This is a genomic window from Haemophilus parainfluenzae ATCC 33392 (genome assembly GCF_031191205.1).
Lineage (GTDB): Bacteria > Pseudomonadota > Gammaproteobacteria > Enterobacterales > Pasteurellaceae > Haemophilus_D > Haemophilus_D parainfluenzae.
The window spans coordinates 90302-114850 of sequence record NZ_CP133470.1 but is presented as its reverse complement, the minus strand read 5'-3'; the positions used below and the strand labels follow the sequence as shown (position 1 = coordinate 114850).

Below are 24549 nucleotides of genomic sequence, written 5' to 3'. Positions count from 1 at the left end.
TTTTATTTGAAAGGAAATATAAAGATGAATAATGCATTACAAAAGACTATACCACGTTTTTTTATTGGGAGTTTTTTTATTGCATTATTATGTGCAGTCATTATTTCTGAGTTTGTTGGAGATGCATTTTTTCTTTCTTTTCTTATTTCATTTATACCAGAGGTGATGACAACACTTATCTTTTTTGTTACTCGGGAAAAAGCAAGTCGCTACTATGGGCGGTATTTATTGGTGGCATTTTTTATGCCTTTTTTAATCCCTATTATCGTCGGATTATCTTTGCATTTTGTTGATTTAGATTGGAATAGCACTGTTGACACCATTATAGGTGCTTATTTTTTATTAGGTCTTCCTTGCGCTATTTTAGGGATAGTTCAATTGGTGTTAGCTGTCGTATGTTTGCCAGAAATGCATCGTAAAGTGTAATCTTTTCACCTTGCATTTTGTTTTTAATAAGAATAAGATTCATTACAGTGTTATTGCAAATTCAATCACTGATGTGATAAATATTTCATAGCAGTTGGTTATTTGTTTGGAATTGTTTATGTGATTGAATTGTAACTTTTCTTAATTAATTGCCAAACAAAGGATTGATTATGCATAACAAATCTTATTTTGCTCTCCTTCCACTTCCATTTTTCTTATCTAATGCTTTTGCTGAAGATGCACAGCCTGTAACATTGTTGGATCCTATTGTGGTCACCGGTGTTACTCAGACGAATGCTAATTCAGTCAAACTTAATCCTAAAACAACGCTTCAACCTTTACCTGCTGGTGATGGAGCCGATTTACTACAATCAGTAGCAAATATGAGCGTGATTCGCAAAGGGGGAAGTTCTGGAGATCCGCTCTTTAGAGGATTGGGGGGATCTCGTTTAAGTATTCAAGCGGATGATCAATTTATTTATGGAGGATGTAGCAATCGTATGGATCCTCCAACTGCTTATATTTTCCCATCCGCTTATGATGAAGTAGTTGTTACTAAAGGACCTCAAACAGTCACACAAGGCACGGGTCTAGTGGCTGGAGCAGTACATTTTGTTCGTAAAGAACCTGAATTTGATACGCAAAACACTTATTTAAATGGCAGTGTAACCCTTGGTGGAAATAAACGCCGTGATGCTTATTTTGATGCGATGGCTGGTGGTAAATATGGTTATTTACGTACGAGTATGTCACACAATGAGGCAGGAAATTACAAAGATGGCGATGGCAATCGAGTTCATTCCTCTTTTGAACGCCGTAATCAAATGTTACAGCTTGGTTTCACACCGACAGAAAATACCTTATTGACAGGAACTTATGAACGGAGTAGAGGCGAAGCAGCTTATGCAGATCGAATGATGGATGGGAGTAAGTTTGATCGTGATGCGTGGAATGTTCGATTTGTACAACGAAATATTACACCATGGTTCACTGAACTTGAATTACGCTACGGTCAAAGTAAGATAGATCACGTGATGGATACTTATAGTATGCGTTATTTAAGCATGATGGGAAATCAAGTTAAAAAAGCCATGAACCCAAAACGTGAAACAAATACGGGACACTTAAAGGCAACTTTTGATTGGCCGGATATTAATTTACAGATTGGCATTGATTATATGCGTGACAAACACCTTGCGCGTATGGAAATGAAAGGGGAAGGTTACACGCATAAACCTTATCAACCGCAACAAAACTTCACCCAATGGGGCGGATTTGCAGAAGGAGCATGGACGATAAATGATAGCCGTAAATTCATTGCAGGTTATCGTTATGATGAAGTAAAGGCTGAATATGACACCTTAATGACAAATCATCCGAATAAAAAACGTACTTATGATTTACATGCGGGCTTCTTCCGTTGGGAAGAAGAGATTAATGGCATTAAATATTATGCTGGTCTTGGTGTTGCAGAGCGTGCACCGGATTATTGGGAGCGCCGTGCAAGTCAAGTGTTGAATAAAGAACAAAACCGTCAAATTGATACGGGATTAATTTGGAAAAATGATGCCTTTGATTTTTCTGTATCGTTATTTGGTAGTGATATTCACGATTTTATCATGTTAGAACGGGTAGGTAAAAATGTCTCAGCTCGTAACATCAAGGCAACTCGATTAGGCGGCGAAATTGAAGGCAAATGGAGATTTGCTCGTCACTGGGAAATCGGTAGTAGTCTTGCTTATACTTATGGTAAAAATCGCACGGACGACCGTCCACTCGCTCAAACTCCACCATTAGAATGGAAAAACTCATTAACTTGGGATAATGAAACCTTGAGTGCAGGAGTTTTATGGCGATTGGTTTCGGCCCAAAAACGCTATGCAACGGGACAAGGCAACATTATTGGGCAGGACATCGGTGCTTCCGCTGGCTTTGGAACGTTATCCTTTAATACTGGGTGGAAAATTAATAAATATGCCACTTTGCAGGGCGGAATTGATAACTTATTTAATAAATCCTATGCAGAATTTGTAAGTAAAGGCGCAGATCCTTCAGCGGGGCTTCAAACTGTTCGAGTGAATGAGCCAGGACGTCAATATTGGTTACGTTTGCAAGTTCAATTCTAGGATTCTTCATAAACTAATAAAAAACGGATAACGAGGTTGTCCGTTTTTTATTTGAACAGATTTAAATTAAAGGAAAATTTTGTTAAATTAGACCGCACTTTTAGTCATAAACAAATATTATGAAACAAAAAACTATTGAGCTTGCACAAGCATTAATTCGTCGTCCCTCTATTAGCCCAAATGATGAGGGCTGTCAGCAATTGATTGCTGAGCGTTTGGAAAAACTCGGCTTTCAAATTGAATGGATGCCTTTCAACGATACGTTAAATTTATGGGCGAAGCATGGTGCTGGTGAGCCTGTTATTGCCTTTGCAGGGCATACCGATGTGGTGCCGACAGGAGATGAAGCGCACTGGACTTATCCGCCGTTTTCTGCCGAAATTGTAGATGATGTGCTTTATGGTCGTGGTGCGGCAGATATGAAAGGCTCATTAGCAGCAATGATTGTGGCGGCAGAAGAATATGTGAAAGCTAATCTGAATCATAAAGGAACGATTGCTTTGTTGATTACTTCTGACGAAGAGGCTGCCGCGAAAGATGGCACGGTACGTGTTGTCGAAACCTTAATGGCGCGCGGTGAGAAAATCACTTATTGCATGGTAGGCGAGCCATCTAGTTCAAAAACATTAGGCGATGTAGTCAAAAATGGCCGTCGCGGTTCGATTACTGGTAACCTCTACATTCAAGGTATTCAAGGCCATGTGGCTTATCCTCATTTAGCGGAAAATCCAATTCACAAAGCCGCACCTTTCTTGCAGGAATTAACCACCTATCAATGGGATAATGGTAATGAATTTTTCCCGCCAACTAGTTTACAAATTGCGAATATTCATGCAGGAACAGGGAGTAATAATGTCATCCCTGGTGAGCTTTATGTGCAATTCAATTTACGTTATTGTACGGAAGTGACCGATGAAGGCATTAAGCAGAAAGTGGCGGAAATGCTTGAAAAACATGATTTGAAATACCGTATTGATTGGAATTTATCGGGTAAACCATTTTTAACGAAACCAGGCAAATTATTAGATGCATTAACGACGGCTATTGAGCAAACAACCGGTATTGCACCACAAGCAGAAACAGGCGGTGGCACCTCTGATGGGCGTTTTATTGCGTTAATGGGCGCTGAAGTGGTGGAGTTTGGGCCGCTTAATGCGACGATTCATAAAGTGAATGAATGTGTAAACGTTGATGATCTTGCCAAGTGCGGTCAGATTTATCATCAAATGTTAGTGAATTTATTGGACAAGTAAGATGAAATTAACGCCTGAAATGTTAACTGGCAAATCTCGTGAACATTTGATTAATTTGCCTACACCTCATTCTCCGAATCATTTTTTGCAAGCAGAGGCAATGAAAGCGTTTCAAGGATTGCAGCAAAGTGCGGTCAAAAATGGCTTTAATTTGCAACCCGCGAGTAGCTTTCGTGATTTTGAACGTCAACAACTCATTTGGAACGGTAAATTTAACGGTGAACGCAAGGTTCATGATGATGCGGGAAATCCATTAGATTTAGCGTTGTTAGATGATTGGCAAAAAGCACAGGCCATTTTACGTTGGTCAGCGCTCCCAGGGGGAAGTCGTCATCATTGGGGAACAGAAATCGATATTTTTGATCCTGATCTTTTGCTTCAAGGTCAATCTTTACAACTTGAACCTTGGGAATATGAAAAGGGTGGTTATTTTTTTGAACTTAGTGAATTTCTTACTGAAAATCTACCGCACTTTGATTTTGCTTTGCCATTTATCAGTCAGCCAGAAGGTAAAAAAATTGGCCGAGAGCCTTGGCATATTAGCTATTTACCGTTGGCAGAGCAGGCATCACGATTATTTACGCCAGATGTGCTATTGCAGGTTTGGCAGCATGAAACCGTGGCTGGAAAAGAAACGTTAATTGCACATTTGCCTGAGATTTTTGAGCAGTATGTGGTTTAATAAAAACGCAGCAAGTCGCTGCGTTTTTTTATGGTTTGATTAATTCTTTTCCAAGGATTTATGTTGAATTTTCACATTCTTGCCTTTGGCTTGGAAATATTCACCAATTTGTTGAGCGATGTAAACAGAACGATGTTTGCCACCCGTACAACCAATGGCAATGGTTAAATAGCTTCGATTATTTTGCTCTAACATCGGTAACCACGTTTCAATGTAATTACGCGTTTGGTAGATAAAATTATTCACTTCATCATGTGCAAGTAAAAATTGTGCAACGGGTTCATCAAGCCCTGTCATTGGACGAAGTTCTGGATCCCAGTGCGGGTTAGGTAGAAAACGCACATCAAAGACATAATCGGCATCAAGCGGAATGCCATATTTAAAGCCAAACGATTCAACCACGATTTTAAGCTCTTTATCTGTATTACCCCGTAAAACCTCTCTTAAACGTTCAGATAACGAATGAGTAGAAAGAGGTGCGGTATCAATAATAAAATTAGCATGTTGAATTAACGGTTCAAGTTGCTGATATTCTAAATCAATCGCTGATTCAAGTGGGAGATCTTGTGCTGAAAGTGGATGAAGACGACGTGAATCGCTGTAACGACGAATAAGTGTACTACGATCGCTGTCCAGAAAGATGATTTTGACAGAATAAGTGGCTTGAATATCTGTCAGAATCTTGTCTAAATCAGCACTTGAATGAGGAAGATTTCGAATATCAAGACTGATGGCAACAGCTGTTTGAGTTTTGGCGAGAATATTGGTGAGTTGAGGAAGTAAATCGAGAGGGAGATTATCCACGCAATAATAGCCCATATCTTCCAAAGCTCGTAATGCGACAGATTTCCCCGCACCAGAGCGACCGCTGATAATAATAATTTCCATCTGCGTGATTCCTTATGGTTAGTCGGTTAGGTTATACCTCTTGAGGTTCAATATTATCTAAATTTGTGTCGTCTTCAGATTCCTCTGAATGATCGGCACATTCAAAAATTTGCCAAATTTCATCCGCACTTTGTGCTGAACGAAGTTGTTTAATTAAGTTTTTATCCGTTAATTTTTCATTGAGTTCTGCGAGAACAGGAATATATTCTTGGCAGAGATTTTCAGGTACAAGCACAGCAAAAACGATATCCACCGGTTTATTATCAGCCGCATCATATTCAACAGGCGTTTCTAATTGCATAAATACCGTTAGGATTTTATCTGACACAGTAGCAGGTAACTTGGCTTTAGGCATGGCAACACCATTGCCCAATCCTGAATTACCTAATTTTTCCCGCTCAAATAAACATTCAAAACAGGCCTGTTCACCATTTTCGCATTGAAGTTTTTCAACAACGAAAGCGGCAATAGATTCAAATAATCGTTTCTTGCTAGAAAAAGCAACCCCCTGACGAATATCATCAGGGGAGAGCAATGTTGTAAATTTCATCGGTTATAGTTTAAATTGTTCGCCTAAATAGACACGTTTGACGTGCTCATCATTCATGACTTCTTCCGGTGTGCCGGTCGCGATAATTTTCCCTTCACCAACAATGTAAGCGCGTTCACAAACATCAAGGGTTTCGCGTACGTTATGGTCGGTAATTAACACGCCTAAGCCACGATTACGGAGATCCGTGATGATTTTCTTAATATCCGTCACCGAAATAGGGTCAACACCCGCAAAAGGTTCATCTAGTAAAATGAATTTAGGATTTGCCGCTAAGGCGCGTGCAATTTCCACACGACGACGTTCACCACCAGAAAGCGATTGTCCCAGGCTATCACGAATATGTCCAATGTTGAATTCATCAATTAACTCATCCGCTCTCTCTCTGCGTTGTTCTGCAGTGAGATCTTTGCGAATTTCTAATACCGCCATAAGATTTTCATACACCGTTAAACGACGGAAAATAGAGGCTTCTTGTGGTAAATAGCCAATTCCTCGACGAGCACGTTCATGCATAGGTAATACGCTAATATCATCGCCATCAATGGTGATTTTTCCCTGATCATGACGCACTAAACCGACGACCATGTAGAAAGTAGTGGTTTTACCTGCACCATTTGGACCAAGTAGGCCAACAATTTCATTGGAGTTTACGGTCAAACTCACATCAGAAACCACTTTTCGGCTCTTATAACTTTTTGCGAGAAATTCAGCTTGTAATACAGACATCGGTTATTTTTTACCTTTTTGTTGTAATTGGGTCGGAATTAAGACGGTTTGCACACGTGATTTTCCATTACCATTGGCTTTTAACTGTTGTTTTTTCACATCATAAGTGATGCGTTCACCGTTAATTTTGCTATCTAATTGTTTTAATTCAGCATTACCGGTCAATGTTAAGAATTCAGTGCCTAAATCGTAGTGAACTTTATTCGCTCTACCGTCAACAGGCTTACCATCATCAAGTTGTTGGTGGAAGGTAACAGGGCTACCAAATGCTTCAACAGTTTCTTTTTTACCTGAATTTTCTGGTGGGCGAGTAATGACTACTTTATTGGCTTTAATCAAAATGGAACCTTGCGTAATCACAACGTTATCCGTAAAGGTTACTACGCTGTTCTCCATATCTAAAGATTGATTATCTGAGACAATATTAATCGGTTTATTGGTATCGTCTTTTAACGCAAAAGCAGACAAAGAAGTCATCATTAACGCCGTTAAAAGCAGAATTTTATTGTTTGTTGATTTCATAATATGTTTTTACCTGTTCCTTTAGAGTTGCAACTTGCTGACGTAAATTTCCGACGAGGTTCAATCCACTCGAGTTAAAGTTTAATCCGTTAATTTTTACTTGTGTATTGGAAGTAATGTCTTGTGTTTTTAAATTAATTACTGCGGCTTCAGTCTCAACACGTTGTAGGCGAGATAACGGATCAAGGCTCTCGGCAATCACGCCACCTTCAAGATAGAGCATTTGATCTTTCGTTAATTTTGCCTTTTTCGCGCTAAGTTTCCAATTTTGTTTTTCTAATTGAATTTTATCGGTTTTCGCTTCTTTATCTTTATTGTCCAAAGAGACATCAAAAAGATAGACTAACGGCGAAATAAAATCCGTATGGCCGTCTTGGGTGTAATATTCCACTTTGTCGGAAATCGCGAGATACTGTTTTTTACCTTCAGGTGAGAATACAGTGGTTTCCATTTTATTACCGACGTATTCTGGGCTATCAGGCTTTTTAATGAGGCTTTGTAAATCGCTATGATCTTGATTAAGCGAATAATACCAGCCTAATAAAGCGAGGGCGATGACACCTAAAATAATATTCCAACGAATATTCATAAATAACGTTTTTTCCTTTCTAAAAGGGTAGCCAATCATAGCACTTTTTTGACACAATGTGCGGTCAAAAATAGCGGTATTTTAGTCTTCTAAAATGAGTGTTTTTAAGATCTGATAAATCTCGCGATAAGCTTTTGACGGCTTATTTTGTTCCTTCTCTTTTTGTGCTGCACGAATCAAATTACGTAATTGTTGGCGATCTGCAGAAGGATGTTCATTTAACAAATCAGTCAGAGCCGCATCACCTTTTGCAATCAATTCATCACGTAAGATTTCCAACTTATGCAGCATAGCTTGTTGCTGATTATGTTTGTTTTCAATTTTTTCTAAAGCTTCACGAATAGGCTCTGCATCAATTGAGCGTAAGAGCTTACCGATGTATTGCAATTGGCGACGACGCGCCTCTTTTTGCAGGCGTTGTGCTAATTCAATGGCATCTTTCAAGCTATCGTCTAGTGGAACCTTAGTCAGATTTGCTTTGGTTAAGTTCACCAATTTCTCGCCGAGCTGTTTTAAATCCTCAGCATCGCGTTTGATTTCACTTTTGCTTACCCAAATAATCTCTTCTTGGTCTTCATCTTCCCAATCAAAGGCTTCTTTTTTCTTCCGTTTTGCCATTCTGTTACCTTATGAAAAATTTGGTGCATTTTAGCATAAACTTTCAAAATAAGATAAAATGGCGCAAATTTTTAATAGGATTATCACCATGAAAACAGCAGAAAATTTAACCGCACTTTTAAAATCTCAAGAGCAAACATTGCGTGATGCAGTCAGTTTTGCGATTGAAACCGCCCAGAAAGCGGGAGCCACCGCAGAAGTTGGCGTTACAAAAGTGAGTGGTTTATCGGTTTCAACCCGTCTGCAAGAGATTGAAAATGTTGAATTTACTAACGATGGGGCATTAGGTATTTCCGTTTATTTAGGCCAACAAAAAGGTAATGCCTCTACTTCAGATTTAAGTGAAGAAGCGATTAAAAACACCGTTGAAGCCGCGCTCGCTATTGCAAAATATACCTCACCAGATGATTGCACAGGGCTAGCAGATAAAGAACTAATGGCTTTTGAAGCGCCCGATTTAGAACTTTATCATGGGGCAAGTGTTGATGTTGAACAGGCTACAAAATTAGCTTTAGAGGCTGAAAAATCAGCGTTGGAATACGATGCTAAAATCGTGAATAGTAACGGTGCAAGTTTTAATTCACATACTGGCGTGCGTGTTTATGGCAATACACACGGCATGCTACAAAGTTACTTATCTAGCCGCTATTCTTTATCTTGTTCGGTGATTGGTGGAGAGCTAGATCAACTGGAAAATGACTACGAGTACACGGTTTCACGTGAGTTTGATGCGCTTTCTTCCGCGGATTGGGTAGGACAAAATTGCGCGAAAAAAGTGATCGCGCGTTTAAATCCACAGAAATTAAGCACGCGCGAAGTGCCCGTGATTTTCTTAAATGATGTGGCCACAGGATTAATTTCTCATTTAACGGGCGCGATTAGTGGCGGCAGCTTATATCGCAAATCCAGTTTCTTGCTCGATCATCTTGGAAAACAAGTATTGCCAGATTGGTTCCAAATCAGTGAGCGTCCTCATTTGTTAAGACGTTTAGCCTCTACGCCTTTTGATAGCGAAGGGGTTCGCACACAGAATCTTGAAATTATTCAAGATGGCGTGTTGCAAACCTATTTGCTCACCAGTTACAGCGGTAGAAAAATGGGCATGCAAAGTACTGGGCATGCAGGCGGTATTCACAACTGGCTCGTGAAACCAAATTTAACGGGCGGATTGACCGCACTTTTACGTCAAATGAGCACTGGTTTATTGGTTACCGATGTCATGGGACAAGGTGTCAATATTGTGACCGGGGATTATTCTCGTGGCGCAGCCGGTTTCTGGGTGGAAAATGGCGAGATCCAATATCCGGTTGCCGAAATTACCATTGCAGGTCAATTACAAGATATGTTGAAAAATATTATTGCGGTATCAGATGATATAGAGCATCGTTCCAATATCCAAACAGGTTCAATCTTGCTCAACAAGATGAAAATCTCAGGGAATTAATAAAATTTATAAAAATGATAATAATTCTTATTGACAGATGATTTCTTTCTGCTACTATACGCACATCTGTTTAGTAGCGATTGCAGATTGCTTCAACAGGTAGAGTAGAAAGTAAATTCGTTAGGGTTAAAAGGCTGAAGGTTTAAACTTCAGCCTTTTTTATTGTAGAATACGCAAACGATTAAATTAAAAAGGAAAGACCATGAAAAAACACCACGTTGATATTATGATTTCAGAAGCGGATGTCCGTAGTCGCATAGCTGAACTTGGCGCGGAAATTACGCATTTTTATCAACAAAAAGCCATTGATAAACTGATTGTCGTCGGGCTTTTACGCGGTTCATTTATGTTCATGGCTGATCTGGTGCGTGAATTAAAATTACCGGTAGAAGTAGAGTTTATGACCACTTCAAGCTATGGTAGCGGAATGACAAGTAATCACGATGTGAAAATTACGAAAGATCTTGAAGGCGATATTCGTAATGAACACGTGCTAATTGTTGAGGACATTATTGATACAGGTTATACCCTAGAAAAAGTGCGTGGCATTTTAAATTTACGTGATCCTGCAAGCTTGGCGATTTGTACCTTATTAGATAAACCTTCTCGCCGAGAAGTGGAAGTGCCCGTTGAGTGGATTGGTTTTTCTATTCCGGATGAATTTGTTGTCGGCTATGGTATTGATTACGCACAACGCTATCGTAACTTAGGCTATATTGGCAAAGTGGTTATAGACGAATAATTTAGTCATATTTTAAACATAAAAGTGCGGTCAGATTTTCAAGCAAATTGCTTTTAAAATCTGACCGCCTTTTTAATGCTTGTTAACGATTAATCCTTGCGCGGTGGCCAATATACGTCTTCTTTTTTGACGATACCGCGTTTGAGAATATCGGCAGCAAGGGCGGCGGTGTCAGGTGGATTTTGGTAGAACGCTGCGTCTTCCTTGCTCATCGCAGAGTAGATGCCTTTCCAGTGGGTTTTGGCGGGTGGCAGGGGCAGGACTTCGTCTAGGCGTGGGAAGGTGTAGAAGGGGTTGCCGCTTTTGGTATCTGTGCCTGTAAGTGCTGTATACAACTCGTTGTAAGCTGTTTCACGGACAGGATCAGTTAGGGTGGAGGCGAATTCCTTCATATAGGCTTTCGTTTTACCATAAACGTGACTCAAACGTGAAGCCGATTCTCCCCCACTTTCTCCTCCATAGCGCACTGCATTGTGCATTAACCGCAAGGATTCTTTCTGATCACCATCAATGGCTTTAAACGAAGATAATTCCTTCATTGCCGCTGAAAACCCCTGCTTGGCAGCGCACTCAAACAGCAGTTGAGCGGTTTTTGAATTGTCGAGATTTTTTTCGTAAATCCGTGCCAATTCATACTGCGCCAACGGTACACCCAATTCCACAGCCTTCTGCAGGTAGGCAAGGCCGAGTTCCGGGGTGTAAGGGTAGCCAGCATGGCCTTCATACAAGGCATCAAACAGCCAATAGTATGCCATCGCCCAATCCTTCTCCAAGCCGTAATGCAACCATTTGCGGGCGTAGTCGGGACGTTGGTCAAACAAGTCCCCCATCGCTCCTTGGGTGCCGGTGTAGAGCAGGTAGAGATTGTTGATGGCACGGTAATGTCCGCGACCTGCCGCCGCTTCGTACAGAATCACCATATCCTGTAACTCTTGCACAGTTCTGCGCCAACTTTTGGCATGGAGTAAGGTTGCTGCCCGATACCATTGCTCGGCTTCGACATCAGTGTTGGGCGGCGGTGTCCATGTGGCACAGGTATATTCTGTGCGTTTCGGGTCAAAGGCTTTGGGTGCAGAAAGCGTTTGAGTATCGTTACGGTCTGATGCTGAAAATGAATTAACCCCGCAAGTCGTAATTAGCGGGATAAGTAAGAAAATGATGTTACATTTTTTCATATTTGACTGTTCTTTGGATGGATTAAAATTTAGTCTAAACATTCTTTTAAATAATGTAAATTATATTTTTATAATACTACTTGAAAATTAAAATTCATCAAAAAAACAAACCGATAACTTTATGTTGCTTATTTTTTAATGTGGTTTTGATGTTATTTTTATAATAAAAAGAGAGGTCAAAATTCACAGTGATTTTTGACCGCTCTTTGTTTGTTAAGATTAGCGTTTCGCTTTTTTGATATTAGCGTTTCGCTTTTTTGATAAACTTCATTAAGCGTTTACGTTTACGTAATTGGTTTGGTGTGAGTTTATTTTTTCTACCCGCGAATGGGTTTGAACCTTCTTGGAATAGCAAGCGAATTGGCGAACCAATAATTTTCAAACTCTTACGATAATAATTAGATAAATAACGTTTGTACGAATCCGGTAATTTATCCATTTGGTTACCATGCACCACGATAATTGGTGGGTTATAACCACCTGGGTGAGCATATTTTAATTTAATACGACGACCGCCAATCATTGGTGGTTGGTGCTCATCCGTTGCCATTTGTAAGATTCGGGTGAGAAGGGACGTCGTCATTTTTTGTGTCGCACAAGCATAAGCTTCTTTAATCGAATCAAAAAGATTCCCCACGCCACTGCCGTGTAAAGCAGAAATAAAATGCACACGGGCAAAGTCGATGAAATCAAGACGGCGATCTAATTCAGATTTGACGCGATCTTTCACATCTTGATCTAAGCCGTCCCATTTATTCACGACGATCACGAGTGAGCGTCCTGTATTTAAGATAAAGCCAAGTAGAGAGAGATCTTGGTCTGAAATGTTTTCACGCGCATCAATTGTGAGTAACACCACGTTTGCATCTTGAATCGCTTGTAATGTTTTGATGACAGAGAATTTCTCAACGGCTAAATGTACTTTTCCACGTTTACGCACACCCGCTGTATCAATCAAGGTGTATTGTTGCCCATCGCGTTCCATCGGAATGTAGATACTATCGCGTGTTGTGCCTGGCATATCGTAAACGACCACGCGATCTTCACCTAAAATACGATTGGTTAATGTGGATTTACCGACGTTTGGACGGCCTACAATCGCAATTTTAATATTTTTATCTTGTTCTTCTTCAAGTTCTTCGTCTAATGCGTCATCAATTAATGACGTATCTTCCTCTGAATCGAAGTCAAATTCGTGATCCCATTCATCTTTTTCTTCTTCATCAGAAGTGCGGTCATTTTCTGCTTCGTTTTCTTGTAATTTTTCCGCTAAAGGGGCAAGTACTTGCTCCATTAATTGAGTCACGCCACGACCTTGTGATGCCGCAATTTGTTCAATTTTACCTAAGCCTAATTGATAGAATTCTGCACAGTGTGAGTCTGCATCAATACCGTCAGTTTTATTCGCCACCACGACGGTTGTTTTATTCGTACGTTGGCGTAAGTAATTGGCAATACCAATGTCTGCTGCCGTTAAACCTGCGCGCGCATCCACTAAGAAAAGCACTACATCGGCTTCTTCAATCGCTAATAAGGATTGTTCCGCCATTTTTTCTTCAACGCCTTCTTCTGTGCCATCAATACCGCCGGTATCGATCACAATAAAATCATAGCCAGAAATATTGGCATGGCCGTATTTACGATCTCGAGTTAAACCAGGGAAGTCAGCAACAAGCGCATCACGAGTACGGGTTAAACGGTTGAATAGGGTGGATTTGCCTACGTTTGGGCGACCCACTAAGGCAACGACAGGAGTTGTCATAAAAAATATCTCTGTAAAGTGTAAATTTGGTTAATTATAGCGAATGTTGGCTGGCAGGTAAAATTCGGGCATAAAAAAAGCACCTTCAGGTGCTTCATTATCTCGGCTTAATTGGCGGAATGGACGGGACTCGAACCCGCGACCCCCTGCGTGACAGGCAGGTATTCTAACCAGCTGAACTACCACTCCGTGAGTATATTAAGACAAGTTTTAAATTGGCGGAATGGACGGGACTCGAACCCGCGACCCCCTGCGTGACAGGCAGGTATTCTAACCAGCTGAACTACCACTCCGCTAAGTGCTGGGTATAATAATGATGAACGTTAGAACCGTCAATCTTTTTTTTCTTTTTTTATGTTTATCTGATTAATAGATAACCGATTAATGAGGGGTTTCATTTCCCGTACGAATTGACCAAAAACATTTGCCATCGCTTTTTTTATTGACCAATTTAATGAAATCTAAATGAGCTTGGAGTTCATCATCAGTGGGTTGTAACACTTTTAAATTTTGCGAAAAATTGACCGCACTTTGAAGATCTTGAACATTGGCTGTCGTTTGGATAATCGAACTATCTGCATGCTCTTCATCAAATAAGCTGGTTTGACCGCCAGTCATGGACAAATAAACGTCGGCTAAAATCTCCGCATCCAGTAACGCGCCGTGGAGTGTGCGTTTGCTGTTATCAATGCCTAAACGATCACACAACGCATCTAAGCTATTCCGTTTTCCTGGATACATTTGGCGCGCCATTTGCAACGTATCGGTGACCAGGCAAATGTCGGTCGTTTTGATATCTAACCCAAGTTTACGGAATTCATAGTCCATAAAGCCTACGTCGAAGGGGGCGTTGTGAATAAGCAGTTCGGCACCACGAATGTATTCAATAAAGTCTTGTGCAATCGTTTTGAAATCTGGTTTATCTGCCAGCATTTCATCCGTAATACCGTGAACTTTAATGGCATCAGGATCAACCAAACGATCCGGCTTAATATAAATGTGAAAATTATTGCCCGTATATTTACGGTTGATCATTTCCACTGCGCCAATTTCAATAATGCAATGTCCTTCGTAATGCGCACCAATTTGGTTCATACCGGTGGTTTCAGTATCCAGTACAATTTGGCGATCCGGATTTATCATTGTTCTACCTATTTGTTTCCTTTAAAATACCGTCTATTTTACACAAGCTCGAATTAGTTATGCAAAAACAGATTGAAATTTTTACGGATGGCTCTTGCCTAGGCAATCCAGGCGCTGGGGGAATAGGGATTGTCCTGCGCTATAAACAGCACGAAAAACATATTTCAAAAGGGTATTTTAAAACCACCAATAATCGCATGGAATTACGAGCAGTGATCGAGGCTTTAAATAGCTTAAAAGAACCTTGCCATGTGACGCTTTATAGCGATAGCCAATATATGAAAAATGGTATCACACAATGGATTTACACTTGGAAGAAAAACAATTGGAAAGCGAGTACGGGAAAAGCGGTAAAAAATCAGGATTTATGGATTGCATTAGATCAGGCGATTCAAACCCATAACATTGACTGGCAGTGGGTGAAAGGCCATTCAGGACATCGAGAAAATGAAATTTGTGATGAATTAGCCAAACAAGGCGCAGAAAACCCAACTTTCGAAGATATCGGTTACGAAGGGTAGTCTGCACCTTATTTTAAAGTGCGGTTATTCTTGATAACGAATTAAACCTTCCTGCTGTGTGGTGGCAATTAGTGTGCCATCTGCAGCAAAAATTTGCCCTCTCGCTAAACCACGTCCCGCAAAAGCATTGTTACTTTCAATGGCATGTAAATGCCAATTATTTAAATTGAAAGGACGGTGGAACCAAATACTGTGGTCGATCGTGGCCACTTTCATCCCTTTCTGTAAAAAGCCTTTCCCATGTGGGTGAAGTGCGGTCAAAATACAGTGAAAATCAGAAAAATAGGCCAAGAGACATTGTTGAGTCTGCAAATCTAGTGGCGCTTCTCCATTGGTTTTAAACCAAGCATATTGTTCGGGGGGCAGTTCTCGGCCATCAAATGGATTGTTCAAATATCGGCTATGAATCTGAAATGGTCGTTCTTGGGCAAATTTTTCACTCAAACTTTCAGGCAAAGTTTGCGCCACTTTTAACATGATTTCGTGCTCATCAATACATTGTTCTGGCCCCGGCACTTGCGGCATGACTGATTGATGGTTAAAACCTTCTTCGGGTACTTGAAATGAGGCGGTGACGTGACAAATCACATTTTTATGTTGAATGGCTTTTACGCGTAATGCAGAGAAGTTACGTCCTTCACGTAAAGTTTCCACGTCATAAATAATCGGGTATTGACTGTCGCCAGGCGCTAAAAAGTAAGCATGACAAGAGTGGAGTACACGCTCAGGAGGGGCAACCTGCATTGCAGCAGACAGAGATTGAGCGACTACTTGACCGCCAAACACTTGACGGAAACCTAAGTCTTCACAGGCTCCGCGAAAGATAAGATCATCAATTTTTTCTAATTTTAACAATTCGATGAGCTGATTTAATTTATCTGACATTGTTTTTTCCTTTTATAAATACAAAAAGACCGCATAGTTATGCGGTCTGAAGCGTTTTTATACGTTAAAGCGGAAGTGCATGACATCACCATCTTGAACGATGTAGTCTTTACCTTCTAAGCGCCATTTACCTGCTTCTTTTGCTCCGTTTTCACCTTTGAATTGGATGAAGTCATCGTAAGCAATCACTTCTGCACGGATGAAGCCTTTTTCAAAGTCAGTGTGAATTACGGCTGCTGCTTTAGGGGCGGTTGCACCAACAGAAACCGTCCATGCGCGCACTTCTTTCACTCCCGCAGTGAAGTAGGTTTGAAGATTTAATAAAGCATAACCTGCACGAATTACACGGTTTAAGCCAGGTTCTTCAATGCCAAGATCTTGTAAGAATTCGATTTTTTCATCGTCATCAAGCTCTGCAATTTCAGCTTCAATCGCCGCACATACAGGCACCACAACAGAGCCTTCTTTTTTTGCAAACTCACGTACTTTGTCTAAATAAGGGTTATTTTCAAAACCGTCTTCATTCACGTTAGCAATGTACATGGTTGGTTTTAATGTGAGGAAGTTATAGCTTTTAATTGCTAATAACTCATCTTTATCTAACGCAACAGAACGAATCATGCCCGCTTCAGAAAGTACAGGAAGGATTTTTTCCATCACAGATAGCTCAAATTTTGCGTCTTTATCGCCACCTTTTGCACGTTTTTGTAAACGTTGGATTGCACGTTCGCAGCTGTCTAAGTCAGCTAGTGCTAATTCGGTATTGATGGTTTCGATATCACTTAATGGATCGATCTTACCTGCAACGTGCACGATGTCATCATTTTCAAAACAACGAACAACATGACCAATTGCATCCGTTTCACGGATATTAGCTAGGAATTTATTCCCTAAGCCTTCACCTTTACTTGCACCCGCAACCAAACCAGCGATATCCACAAACTCCATAGTGGTTGGCAAAACTCGTTCAGGTTTAACAATTTCCGCTAACGCATCTAAACGCGGATCCGGCATTGGTACCACCCCAGTATTTGGTTCGATTGTACAGAACGGATAGTTTGCCGCTTCGATACCGGCTTTGGTTAATGCATTAAAAAGGGTAGATTTACCGACATTTGGCAAACCAACGATACCACATTTAAATCCCATGATGTTTTCCTTATTGTGAGCGTAAGTGCGGTTAAAATTTATGGTGTTTTTTCACCGCACTTTTGAGTTAAATTTTAAAACTGTTTAAGCGATTGGTGGCTTTCACCATACCTTCTTTGAAAAGCAATTCAATGCAATCGGTGGCTTCGTCTAACGCTTTATCGAGTACTTCTCTTTCTGCTGGCGCGGGTTTGTTAAGCACAAAACCTGAAACTAAATCACGGTGTCCAGGATGGCCAATGCCAATGCGTAAACGATAGAAATTATTGCTGTTACCAAGCTGAGCTACGATATCTTTTAAACCATTGTGACCGCCATGTCCGCCACCTTGTTTTAATTTTACGGTGCCCGGCGGTAAATCTAATTCATCGTGTAGCACTAAAATTTCTTCTGGTTTAATGCGATAAAAATTAGCAAGTGCGCCTACCGCTTTTCCACTTAAATTCATAAACGTCGTTGGCACTAAAAAACGGACTTCTTTGCCGTTAATCAGTGTTTTTCCTACATAACCGAAGAATTTATTTTCTGCATTAAGCGAAACATTAAAGCGACGAGCCAAACGCTCAATCAGCCATTCACCTGCATTGTGGCGGGTTTCCGCATATTTATCGCCAGGGTTTCCCAGCCCCACGATGAGTTTAATTTCAGACATAGTTTTCTGCTTGAATAAAAATAGTGGCGTATTGTAGCGAAAAAGGGCTAATTTCTCAATCTATAAGGCTAAGACTAAAACGCCTGAGAGAATTAATAGACTTCCCATAACTAATTTCATACTTAAAGGTTCGCCTAACAATACCACACCTAAAATAATGGCAATCACGACACTGAGTTTATCAATGGGCGCAACCCAAGAGGCGGGTGCCATTTGCAATGCGCGATAATAGCAAAGCCAAGATAGACCCGTGGCAACACCAGAAAGAATTAAAAAGGTAAACGGTTTTGCTGCAATATGTTGTGGCAGTTGCCATTCGTTACGTGCGCTAATGATACCCGCTGTAACGAGTAACACCACAATTGTGCGGATAAAGGTCGCAAGATTGCTGTTAATGCCTTCAACCCCTAATTTTCCTAAAATAGCGGTAAGCCCAGCGAAAAAGGCTGAACCAATGGCAAAAAATACCCAATTCATGATGAACTCCTGATTTTATCGTTAATATTGACCGCACTTTTCCGCTATAATAACGGAAAACTCATCAAGACAGAATAAGACATGAACCAAATTAATATTGAAATCGCCTATGCCTTGCCGGATCGTTATTATTTGAAGTCCTTCAAAGTGGATGAAGGCACGATGATCCAAACGGCTATTTTACAATCAGGCATTTTACAACAGTTTACCGAGATCGATTTGCGCGAGAATAAAGTCGGGATTTATTCCCGTCCAGCCAAATTAACGGATCAATTAAAAGATGGTGATCGTATTGAAATTTACCGTCCATTATTAGCCGATCCTAAAGAAATTCGTCGTAAACGTGCAGCAGAGCAAGCCAAAGCAGCACAAGAAAAAGCCCAACAAGAAAAACAGGAAAAGGAGTAAAAAATGACCGCACTTTCCAACCAATATTGTCTGCCAGATGGCATTACCCCTGAAATTTTCCTGCGTGATTATTGGCAGAAAAAGCCATTGATTATTCGTAATGGTTTGCCTGAAATTGTTGGACAATTCGAGCCTGAGGATATTATCGAATTAGCACAAGGCGAAGAAGTGACGGCTCGCTTAGTAAAAACCTTTTCAGAGGATAATTGGAAAGTGTTTTTCAGTCCGTTATCTGAAGAAGATTTTGCAGATGTACCCGAGAAATGGTCGGTGCTCGTCCAAAATTTAGAACAATGGAGCACAGAACTCGGTCAGCTTTGGAATAAATTTGGCTTTATCCCACAATGGCAACGCGACGATATTATGGTGTCCTATGCACCTAAAGGTGGTTCTGTAGGTAAGCATTATGACGAATATGATGTATTCTTGGTACAAGGCTATGGTCATCGTCGTTGGCAGTTAGGCAAATGGTGTGATTCTTCTACAGAATTCAAACCGAATCAGCCGATTCGTATTTTTGATGATATGGGCGAATTAGTGATTGATGAAGTGATGAACCCAGGCGATATTCTTTATATTCCGGCTCGTATGTCGCATTACGGTGTGGCAGAAGATGATTGTTTGACCTTTTCTTTTGGTTTGCGTTACCCGAATTTAGCAGACATTTTCGATAACGTGAACAAAGCGTTTTGTCATCAAGATCCTGAATTGAATTTAAGCGAATTCCAATTACCGTTACGCTTAACGCAATCAGAGCAAAGTACGGGCAAATTGGCGGATGAAAATATTCAAGCAATGAAAAAGCAATTCTTAGCGAAATTGGCAGAGTCAGAAGCCTTTGATGCCTTGTTCAAACAAGCAGTAGCAGGCACAGTGAGTTCACGTCGTTATGAAATGTTGGTATCCGATGAAATGTCCGATCCTGACGAAGTGCGGTCAATTTTAGAAGAGGAACAAGGTGTATTAATGCAGGACAATAACTGCAAATTACTTTACACCGAAAATCCGCTCCGCATTTATGCGAATGGCGAATGGTTGGATGAAGTGAATGTTATTGAAGCGGAAGTGTTGAAACGCCTTTCTGATGGTGAAGCGCTAGATTGGGCATTCTTAAATAATTTAGTGAATGATACGGAAGATCCTGAAAGTACAATGGAATTATTACTTGATTCGATTTGTAACTGGCTAGATGACGGTTGGGTGTTGATTGAATAATGTCTGAAAACATTTACTCCGTTTCCCAACTGAACAGCGCTGCCCGCCAAATGCTAGAAGGGCATTTTTCACAGATTTGGCTTACAGGGGAGATTTCTAATTTCACCCAACCGGTGTCGGGACATTGGTATTTGACCTTAAAAGATGAGAATGCCCAAGTGCGTGGCGCGATGTTCCGCATGAAAAATTTGCGGGTGGGATTTCGTCCGCAAAATGGTATGCAGGTCTTGGTGCGGGCAAATGTCAGTTTATATGAGCCTCGCGGTGATTATCAGCTGATTATCGAATCTATGCACCCTGCGGGTGAAGGCTTGTTGCAACAGCAATTTGAAGCGTTAAAAATGAAATTGGCGGCTGAAGGGTTGTTTGCACAAAATTTGAAGAAAAGCTTACCGGACTTTGCTAAAGCGGTGGGGATTGTTACCTCTTCGACTGGCGCAGCGTTGCAGGATATTTTACATATTTTGGCTCGCCGCGATCCCAGTTTAAAGGTTGTGATTTACCCAACGGCAGTGCAAGGCAAAGAAGCAACGGCTGAAATCGTCCAAATGATCGAACTCGCTAATGCTCGTCAAGAAGTGGATGTATTGATTGTCGGCCGTGGTGGTGGTTCCTTAGAAGATCTTTGGTGCTTTAATGAAGAAGAAGTCGCGCGTGCTATATTCCGTTCTAATTTACCGATTATCAGTGCAGTCGGTCACGAAACGGATGTTACCATTGCCGATTTTGTAGCTGATTTACGAGCACCGACACCGTCTGCAGCGGCAGAGTTAGTGAGTCGCAATCAGCAGGAATTACTTCAACAGTTAGCTTATAAGCAACAGCGATTGGAGATGGCGTTAGATCGTATTTTTAGTCATCAACAACAACGTTTACAACAGTTACGTTTACGCCTGCAAAATCAACATCCGCAAAATCAATTGTTGATGCAAAAAGCTAGAACGGAGCAATTACATCATCGTTTGGTCTTGGCGATGCAACGTCAAATGGATAAAACGCAGCAAAAATTGACCGCACTTTCAGCACGCTTAAAACAAAATCCGTTGCCTTATCGGTTGCAAAAACAATCCCAATATTTAGCTCAGTTACAAGTGCGGTTAAATTTAGGGGCGAATCGTCAAGTCACGGAACGTCAAAATAAATTGGCAACATTGTGTGGCAAGTTAGATGGATTAAGTCCATTAAAAGTATTAGCACGAGGATATTCCATCGCAGAAGATGTCAAAGGACATGCTATTGTGAGTGTGAAACAAGTCAAAACAGGCGACACCATTAAAACGAAGGTAGCTGATGGGGAAATTACCAGCCGCGTTTGTTAATTTAAATAAATGTTTAATGTAAACCTATGATGAATAAGAAATCATCATAGGTTTTCTTTTTTTGTGACCAGCTTCAAAGTTTCGACAAAAACACGGGCGGTTTGGTTTTTTTTATTTTTCTATGAGAGTATCATGCGACCTCAGTATTGGGAGATTTACGATGTCAGAAATTCAACAGTTTAGTCAGCATGATATTGAAGTTCTTAATGAAGAAACTGTTTATAAAGGTTTTTTTACACTTAAGAAAGTACAGTTCAAACACAAGCTTTTTGCCGGTGGCGAAAGTGGTATCGTAACACGAGAGTTGTTGGTAAAAGGTGCCGCCTCTGCCGTGATAGCTTACGATCCGAAAGAAGATTCGGTGGTTTTAGTGGAACAAGTACGTATTGGTGCATATCAACCTGAATCAGCTCGTTCCCCTTGGTTATTAGAATTGATCGCCGGGATGGTAGAAGAGGGTGAACAACCTGAAGAAGTCGCTTTGCGTGAAAGTGAAGAGGAAGCAGGCGTATCCGTTCAAGATCTCACACATTGTTTAAGCGTGTGGGATAGCCCGGGTGGTGTCGTCGAACGTATTCATTTGTTTGTCGGTCGAGTAGATAGCTCGCAAGCCAAGGGACTTCATGGTTTAGCTGAAGAGAATGAAGACATTCGTGTTCATGTGGTGAAACGTGAACAAGCCTATCAATGGATGTGTGAAGGAAAAATTGATAATGGCATTGCAGTAATGGGCTTGCAATGGCTTCAATTAAATTACGCCCAATTGCAGCAACGCTGGCAATAGGAGTCCCATGAACAATAGATTTGAATACGAACCTGCGAGTGAAGTTGTTAAATTATTACAAATTACCGATCCTCATTTGTTTAAAGATACAAGCAAAGACTTATTAGGTATCAACACGCACGAAAGTTTTTCTCAGGTGTTAAAAGAAATTCAGTTAGAGTCTTTTGAGTACGATGTTGTGCTTGCAACAGGGGATTTGGTACAAGATAGTAGCGACGAAGGCTATCTGCGATTTGTTGAAATGGTTAAACCGTTAAATAAATGGGTATTTTGGCTTCCGGGTAACCATGATTTCCAACCTAAAATGGCAGAGCATTTAAGCCAATCGCCTATTAATGCGTCAAAACATTTACTTTTAGGTAAACATTGGCAGGTAATTTTGTTAGATAGCCAAGTTTTCGGTGTGCCTCATGGCGAATTGAGCCCTTATCAGTTAGATTGGTTAAAAACAAAATTAGCTGAAAATCCAGCACGTCATAGCTTGGTTGTATTACACCACCATTTATTGCCAACAAATTCAGCATGGCTTGATCAGCATAATTTACGTAATGCTCATGAATTTTCAGTTGTTCTTGCTCAATTCAACAATGTAAAAGGGATTTTATACGGGCATATTCATCAAGAAGTCGATGGCTATTGGCAAGGTTATCAAACCATGGCAACACCGGCGACTTGTATTCAATTTAAGCCGGACAGCAACCATTTTGCTTTAGATACCTTACAACCAGGTTGGCGTGAAATTGAGCTACATCCAGATGGACGAATTGAAACGAGAGTGAAACGAATCAAACAAAAAATATTCCTACCGAATATGGAGGAAGAAGGATACTAAACAAAGTGCGGTTAAAATTCAGGTGATTTTAACCGCACTTTTTCTATACCGAAATGGGTAAAAGTCCATTTTACACTAGCCAGAATTCCCACAAATCTGTACAATAGCCGACCGATTTTATCTTTTTACTAATCTTTATTTTTTAAGCAATATGACGCAAAAATTACATATTAAAACATGGGGCTGTCAGATGAATGAGTATGATTCATCAAAAATGGCCGATCTTCTCTTAAATACACATGGTTTGGAATTAACTGATATTCCAGAAGAAGCAGATGTGTTACTTCTTAACACCTGTTCTATCCGTGAAAAAGCACAAGAAAAAGTGTTCCATCAGTTAGGTCGTTGGAAAGAATTAAAAAAACAAAATCCAAACTTAGTGATTGGTGTGGGCGGTTGTGTGGCTTCACAAGAAGGTGAACATATTCGTCATCGTGCACCTTACGTGGATATCGTATTTGGTCCGCAAACTTTACATCGCTTACCAGAAATGATTAATCAAATTCGTGGCGGTAAAAGTTCGGTGGTGGATGTGAGTTTCCCTGAGATTGAGAAATTTGACCGTTTACCGGAACCTCGTGCAGAAGGCCCAACTGCGTTTGTGTCCATTATGGAAGGCTGTAATAAATATTGTACTTACTGTGTGGTGCCTTATACCCGTGGTGAAGAAGTGAGCCGTCCTGTTGATGATGTATTATTTGAAATTGCGCAGTTGGCTGATCAAGGTGTACGTGAAATTAATTTATTAGGCCAAAACGTAAACGCATATCGTGGCCCGACATTTGATGGTGGTATTTGTACATTTGCGGAATTATTACGTTTAGTGGCATCCATTGATGGTATCGACCGTTTGCGTTTTACCACCAGCCACCCAATCGAATTTACTGATGATATTATTGATGTGTATCGTGATACGCCTGAGTTGGTAGACTTCGTACACTTACCAGTACAAGCTGGTTCAGACCGTATTTTAACGATGATGAAACGGGGTCATACCGCGTTAGAATATAAATCTATCATTCGTAAATTACGTGCGGTGCGTCCAAATATTCAAATCAGCTCAGATTTCATTGTGGGCTTCCCAGGTGAAACCAAGGAAGAGTTTGAACAAACAATGAACCTGATCGCACAAGTGAATTTTGATATGAGCTTTAGCTTTATTTATTCTGCGCGTCCAGGTACACCCGCTGCCGATATGCCAGATGATGTCTCTGAAGAAGAGAAAAAACAACGTCTCTATCTTTTACAAGAGCGTATCAACCAACAAGCTGCACAATATAGTCGCCGTATGCTTGGTACAGAGCAACGTGTATTGGTAGAAGGGCCGTCTAAGAAAGATATTATGGAATTAACAGGACGTACTGAAAACAACCGTATTGTTAATTTCCAAGGCTCACCAGATATGATTGGTAAGTTTGTCGATATCAAGATTACTGATGTTTATACTAACTCTCTACGTGGTGAAGTAGTGCGTACAGAAGATCAAATGGGATTACGTATTGCACAATCACCACAAGAGGTGATGAACCGAACTCGTAAAGAAGATGAATTAGGCGTAGGACGTTATCACGGCTAATCATTTTAGAATATAGATAAGTAACCGTACGAAAGTGCGGTTATTTTTTTATATGTTTTTAGAAAAAGAGAGTAGGAAAGTC

At 40.6% G+C, this 24549-nt stretch carries 26 protein-coding genes and 2 tRNA genes; 13 read left to right on the top strand and 15 right to left on the bottom strand.

Annotated features, from left to right (window positions below; genetic code table 11):
- The first annotated feature begins 24 nt into the window (after nt 1-24).
- The 4 genes from RDV53_RS00540 (at nt 25) to RDV53_RS00525 (ending at nt 4487) form a co-directional block, all read left to right on the top strand.
- Nucleotides 25-426 carry a hypothetical protein gene (locus RDV53_RS00540; RefSeq protein ID WP_005696477.1) on the top strand — a complete coding sequence of 134 codons (402 nt, stop codon included), beginning with the start codon at nt 25-27 and terminating at the stop codon, nt 424-426.
- Nucleotides 427-596: 170 nt separating this feature from the next.
- Nucleotides 597-2552 carry a TonB-dependent copper receptor gene (locus tag RDV53_RS00535; RefSeq protein WP_005696476.1) on the top strand — a complete coding sequence of 652 codons (1956 nt, stop codon included), beginning with the start codon at nt 597-599 and terminating at the stop codon, nt 2550-2552.
- 119 nt (nt 2553-2671) lie between these two features.
- Nucleotides 2672-3805: a succinyl-diaminopimelate desuccinylase gene (dapE, locus tag RDV53_RS00530; protein ID WP_005696475.1), complete on the top strand. Its 1134-nt coding sequence runs from the start codon at nt 2672-2674 to the stop codon at nt 3803-3805.
- A 1-nt stretch (nt 3806) separates the two neighbouring features.
- Nucleotides 3807-4487: a M15 family metallopeptidase gene (locus tag RDV53_RS00525; RefSeq protein WP_005696474.1), complete on the top strand. Its 681-nt coding sequence runs from the start codon at nt 3807-3809 to the stop codon at nt 4485-4487.
- 39 nt (nt 4488-4526) lie between these two features.
- On the opposite strand, the gene rapZ is transcribed toward RDV53_RS00525, so the two are convergent.
- The 6 genes from rapZ to yjgA all read right to left on the bottom strand — a co-directional run bounded on the left by rapZ (nt 4527) and on the right by yjgA (nt 8383).
- On the bottom strand, nt 4527-5375 hold the full coding sequence (gene rapZ / locus RDV53_RS00520; protein WP_005696472.1) for an RNase adapter RapZ: 849 nt from the start codon (nt 5373-5375) through the stop codon (nt 4527-4529).
- A gap of 31 nt (nt 5376-5406) precedes the next feature.
- The gene (gene ptsN, locus RDV53_RS00515) at nt 5407-5925 is read right to left on the bottom strand and encodes a PTS IIA-like nitrogen regulatory protein PtsN (RefSeq protein ID WP_005696471.1); all 519 of its coding nucleotides are present in this window, start codon (nt 5923-5925) and stop codon (nt 5407-5409) included.
- A gap of 3 nt (nt 5926-5928) precedes the next feature.
- Nucleotides 5929-6654, bottom strand: a complete 726-nt coding sequence (gene lptB, locus RDV53_RS00510; protein WP_005696470.1) for an LPS export ABC transporter ATP-binding protein — start codon at nt 6652-6654, stop codon at nt 5929-5931.
- A gap of 3 nt (nt 6655-6657) precedes the next feature.
- Nucleotides 6658-7176 carry a lipopolysaccharide transport periplasmic protein LptA gene (gene lptA, locus RDV53_RS00505; RefSeq protein ID WP_005696469.1) on the bottom strand — a complete coding sequence of 173 codons (519 nt, stop codon included), beginning with the start codon at nt 7174-7176 and terminating at the stop codon, nt 6658-6660.
- Entirely contained in the window at nt 7157-7765 is a 609-nt protein-coding gene (gene lptC, locus RDV53_RS00500; protein ID WP_032822692.1) for an LPS export ABC transporter periplasmic protein LptC, read from the bottom strand. The genes lptA and lptC overlap by 20 nt, the downstream gene beginning before the upstream one ends.
- A gap of 81 nt (nt 7766-7846) precedes the next feature.
- Entirely contained in the window at nt 7847-8383 is a 537-nt protein-coding gene (yjgA, locus tag RDV53_RS00495) for a ribosome biogenesis factor YjgA (protein WP_005696467.1), read from the bottom strand.
- 88 nt (nt 8384-8471) lie between these two features.
- On the opposite strand from yjgA, the gene pmbA reads away from it, so the two are divergent.
- Both pmbA and hpt read left to right on the top strand, forming a co-directional pair.
- Nucleotides 8472-9827, top strand: a complete 1356-nt coding sequence (gene pmbA / locus RDV53_RS00490) for a metalloprotease PmbA (RefSeq protein ID WP_032822693.1) — start codon at nt 8472-8474, stop codon at nt 9825-9827.
- A 202-nt stretch (nt 9828-10029) separates the two neighbouring features.
- Nucleotides 10030-10569: a hypoxanthine phosphoribosyltransferase gene (gene hpt, locus RDV53_RS00485; RefSeq protein WP_005696465.1), complete on the top strand. Its 540-nt coding sequence runs from the start codon at nt 10030-10032 to the stop codon at nt 10567-10569.
- An 89-nt stretch (nt 10570-10658) separates the two neighbouring features.
- Here hpt and RDV53_RS00480 read toward each other — a convergent pair whose 3' ends face one another.
- The 5 genes from RDV53_RS00480 to dnaQ all read right to left on the bottom strand — a co-directional run bounded on the left by RDV53_RS00480 (nt 10659) and on the right by dnaQ (nt 14649).
- Entirely contained in the window at nt 10659-11744 is a 1086-nt protein-coding gene (locus RDV53_RS00480) for a tetratricopeptide repeat protein (RefSeq protein ID WP_032822695.1), read from the bottom strand.
- 241 nt (nt 11745-11985) lie between these two features.
- The gene (gene der / locus RDV53_RS00475; protein ID WP_005696463.1) at nt 11986-13506 is read right to left on the bottom strand and encodes a ribosome biogenesis GTPase Der; all 1521 of its coding nucleotides are present in this window, start codon (nt 13504-13506) and stop codon (nt 11986-11988) included.
- A 112-nt stretch (nt 13507-13618) separates the two neighbouring features.
- A tRNA-Asp gene (locus RDV53_RS00470) sits at nt 13619-13695 on the bottom strand.
- A gap of 27 nt (nt 13696-13722) precedes the next feature.
- Nucleotides 13723-13799, bottom strand: a tRNA-Asp gene (locus RDV53_RS00465).
- Nucleotides 13800-13887: 88 nt separating this feature from the next.
- Nucleotides 13888-14649, bottom strand: a complete 762-nt coding sequence (gene dnaQ, locus RDV53_RS00460; protein WP_005696462.1) for a DNA polymerase III subunit epsilon — start codon at nt 14647-14649, stop codon at nt 13888-13890.
- A gap of 59 nt (nt 14650-14708) precedes the next feature.
- Between dnaQ and rnhA the strand changes: the two genes are divergently transcribed.
- Complete coding sequence (rnhA, locus tag RDV53_RS00455; RefSeq protein ID WP_005696461.1) at nt 14709-15170, top strand: ribonuclease HI; 462 nt, start codon at nt 14709-14711, stop codon at nt 15168-15170.
- Nucleotides 15171-15194: 24 nt separating this feature from the next.
- Here the strand turns inward: rnhA and tesB are convergent, their stop codons facing one another.
- The 4 genes from tesB to RDV53_RS00435 form a co-directional block, all read right to left on the bottom strand.
- Nucleotides 15195-16055 carry an acyl-CoA thioesterase II gene (gene tesB / locus RDV53_RS00450; RefSeq protein WP_005696460.1) on the bottom strand — a complete coding sequence of 287 codons (861 nt, stop codon included), beginning with the start codon at nt 16053-16055 and terminating at the stop codon, nt 15195-15197.
- A 57-nt stretch (nt 16056-16112) separates the two neighbouring features.
- Entirely contained in the window at nt 16113-17204 is a 1092-nt protein-coding gene (ychF, locus tag RDV53_RS00445) for a redox-regulated ATPase YchF (RefSeq protein ID WP_005696459.1), read from the bottom strand.
- 67 nt (nt 17205-17271) lie between these two features.
- Entirely contained in the window at nt 17272-17856 is a 585-nt protein-coding gene (gene pth, locus RDV53_RS00440; RefSeq protein ID WP_005696458.1) for an aminoacyl-tRNA hydrolase, read from the bottom strand.
- A gap of 60 nt (nt 17857-17916) precedes the next feature.
- Entirely contained in the window at nt 17917-18333 is a 417-nt protein-coding gene (locus RDV53_RS00435) for an EamA family transporter (protein ID WP_005696457.1), read from the bottom strand.
- 81 nt (nt 18334-18414) lie between these two features.
- Here RDV53_RS00435 and RDV53_RS00430 point away from each other — a divergent pair, with 81 nt between their 5' ends.
- The 6 genes from RDV53_RS00430 to miaB all read left to right on the top strand — a co-directional run bounded on the left by RDV53_RS00430 (nt 18415) and on the right by miaB (nt 24467).
- Entirely contained in the window at nt 18415-18741 is a 327-nt protein-coding gene (locus RDV53_RS00430; RefSeq protein ID WP_005696455.1) for an RnfH family protein, read from the top strand.
- Between the two features lie 3 nt (nt 18742-18744).
- The gene (locus RDV53_RS00425) at nt 18745-19956 is read left to right on the top strand and encodes a ribosomal protein uL16 3-hydroxylase (protein ID WP_005696454.1); all 1212 of its coding nucleotides are present in this window, start codon (nt 18745-18747) and stop codon (nt 19954-19956) included.
- On the top strand, nt 19956-21275 hold the full coding sequence (gene xseA / locus RDV53_RS00420) for an exodeoxyribonuclease VII large subunit (RefSeq protein WP_005696453.1): 1320 nt from the start codon (nt 19956-19958) through the stop codon (nt 21273-21275). The genes RDV53_RS00425 and xseA overlap by 1 nt, the downstream gene beginning before the upstream one ends.
- 160 nt (nt 21276-21435) lie before the next feature.
- Nucleotides 21436-22059, top strand: coding sequence for an ADP-ribose diphosphatase (gene nudF, locus RDV53_RS00415; RefSeq protein ID WP_005696452.1), 624 nt, complete (start codon nt 21436-21438; stop codon nt 22057-22059).
- 7 nt (nt 22060-22066) lie between these two features.
- On the top strand, nt 22067-22891 hold the full coding sequence (gene cpdA, locus RDV53_RS00410) for a 3',5'-cyclic-AMP phosphodiesterase (RefSeq protein WP_005696450.1): 825 nt from the start codon (nt 22067-22069) through the stop codon (nt 22889-22891).
- Nucleotides 22892-23042: 151 nt separating this feature from the next.
- Nucleotides 23043-24467 carry a tRNA (N6-isopentenyl adenosine(37)-C2)-methylthiotransferase MiaB gene (gene miaB / locus RDV53_RS00405; protein ID WP_005696449.1) on the top strand — a complete coding sequence of 475 codons (1425 nt, stop codon included), beginning with the start codon at nt 23043-23045 and terminating at the stop codon, nt 24465-24467.
- Nucleotides 24468-24549 lie beyond the last annotated feature (82 nt).

Excerpts from the sequence above, each read along its gene's own strand:
- cpdA (WP_005696450.1), top strand. The coding sequence starts at position 22,067 with ATGAACAATAGATTTGAATACGAACCTGCGAGTGAAGTTGTTAAATTA.
- lptC (WP_032822692.1), bottom strand. The coding sequence starts at position 7,765 with ATGAATATTCGTTGGAATATTATTTTAGGTGTCATCGCCCTCGCTTTA.
- RDV53_RS00435 (WP_005696457.1), bottom strand. The coding sequence starts at position 18,333 with ATGAATTGGGTATTTTTTGCCATTGGTTCAGCCTTTTTCGCTGGGCTT.
- dnaQ (WP_005696462.1), bottom strand. The coding sequence starts at position 14,649 with ATGATAAATCCGGATCGCCAAATTGTACTGGATACTGAAACCACCGGT.
- RDV53_RS00480 (WP_032822695.1), bottom strand. The coding sequence starts at position 11,744 with ATGAAAAAATGTAACATCATTTTCTTACTTATCCCGCTAATTACGACT.
- pmbA (WP_032822693.1), top strand. The coding sequence starts at position 8,472 with ATGAAAACAGCAGAAAATTTAACCGCACTTTTAAAATCTCAAGAGCAA.
- tesB (WP_005696460.1), bottom strand. The coding sequence starts at position 16,055 with ATGTCAGATAAATTAAATCAGCTCATCGAATTGTTAAAATTAGAAAAA.
- ychF (WP_005696459.1), bottom strand. The coding sequence starts at position 17,204 with ATGGGATTTAAATGTGGTATCGTTGGTTTGCCAAATGTCGGTAAATCT.
- ptsN (WP_005696471.1), bottom strand. The coding sequence starts at position 5,925 with ATGAAATTTACAACATTGCTCTCCCCTGATGATATTCGTCAGGGGGTT.
- rnhA (WP_005696461.1), top strand. The coding sequence starts at position 14,709 with ATGCAAAAACAGATTGAAATTTTTACGGATGGCTCTTGCCTAGGCAAT.
- yjgA (WP_005696467.1), bottom strand. The coding sequence starts at position 8,383 with ATGGCAAAACGGAAGAAAAAAGAAGCCTTTGATTGGGAAGATGAAGAC.
- nudF (WP_005696452.1), top strand. The coding sequence starts at position 21,436 with ATGTCAGAAATTCAACAGTTTAGTCAGCATGATATTGAAGTTCTTAAT.
- dapE (WP_005696475.1), top strand. The coding sequence starts at position 2,672 with ATGAAACAAAAAACTATTGAGCTTGCACAAGCATTAATTCGTCGTCCC.
- lptB (WP_005696470.1), bottom strand. The coding sequence starts at position 6,654 with ATGTCTGTATTACAAGCTGAATTTCTCGCAAAAAGTTATAAGAGCCGA.
- pth (WP_005696458.1), bottom strand. The coding sequence starts at position 17,856 with ATGTCTGAAATTAAACTCATCGTGGGGCTGGGAAACCCTGGCGATAAA.
- xseA (WP_005696453.1), top strand. The coding sequence starts at position 19,956 with ATGTCTGAAAACATTTACTCCGTTTCCCAACTGAACAGCGCTGCCCGC.
- der (WP_005696463.1), bottom strand. The coding sequence starts at position 13,506 with ATGACAACTCCTGTCGTTGCCTTAGTGGGTCGCCCAAACGTAGGCAAA.
- RDV53_RS00535 (WP_005696476.1), top strand. The coding sequence starts at position 597 with ATGCATAACAAATCTTATTTTGCTCTCCTTCCACTTCCATTTTTCTTA.
- RDV53_RS00540 (WP_005696477.1), top strand. The coding sequence starts at position 25 with ATGAATAATGCATTACAAAAGACTATACCACGTTTTTTTATTGGGAGT.
- lptA (WP_005696469.1), bottom strand. The coding sequence starts at position 7,176 with ATGAAATCAACAAACAATAAAATTCTGCTTTTAACGGCGTTAATGATG.
- RDV53_RS00430 (WP_005696455.1), top strand. The coding sequence starts at position 18,415 with ATGAACCAAATTAATATTGAAATCGCCTATGCCTTGCCGGATCGTTAT.
- rapZ (WP_005696472.1), bottom strand. The coding sequence starts at position 5,375 with ATGGAAATTATTATTATCAGCGGTCGCTCTGGTGCGGGGAAATCTGTC.
- RDV53_RS00425 (WP_005696454.1), top strand. The coding sequence starts at position 18,745 with ATGACCGCACTTTCCAACCAATATTGTCTGCCAGATGGCATTACCCCT.
- hpt (WP_005696465.1), top strand. The coding sequence starts at position 10,030 with ATGAAAAAACACCACGTTGATATTATGATTTCAGAAGCGGATGTCCGT.
- miaB (WP_005696449.1), top strand. The coding sequence starts at position 23,043 with ATGACGCAAAAATTACATATTAAAACATGGGGCTGTCAGATGAATGAG.
- RDV53_RS00525 (WP_005696474.1), top strand. The coding sequence starts at position 3,807 with ATGAAATTAACGCCTGAAATGTTAACTGGCAAATCTCGTGAACATTTG.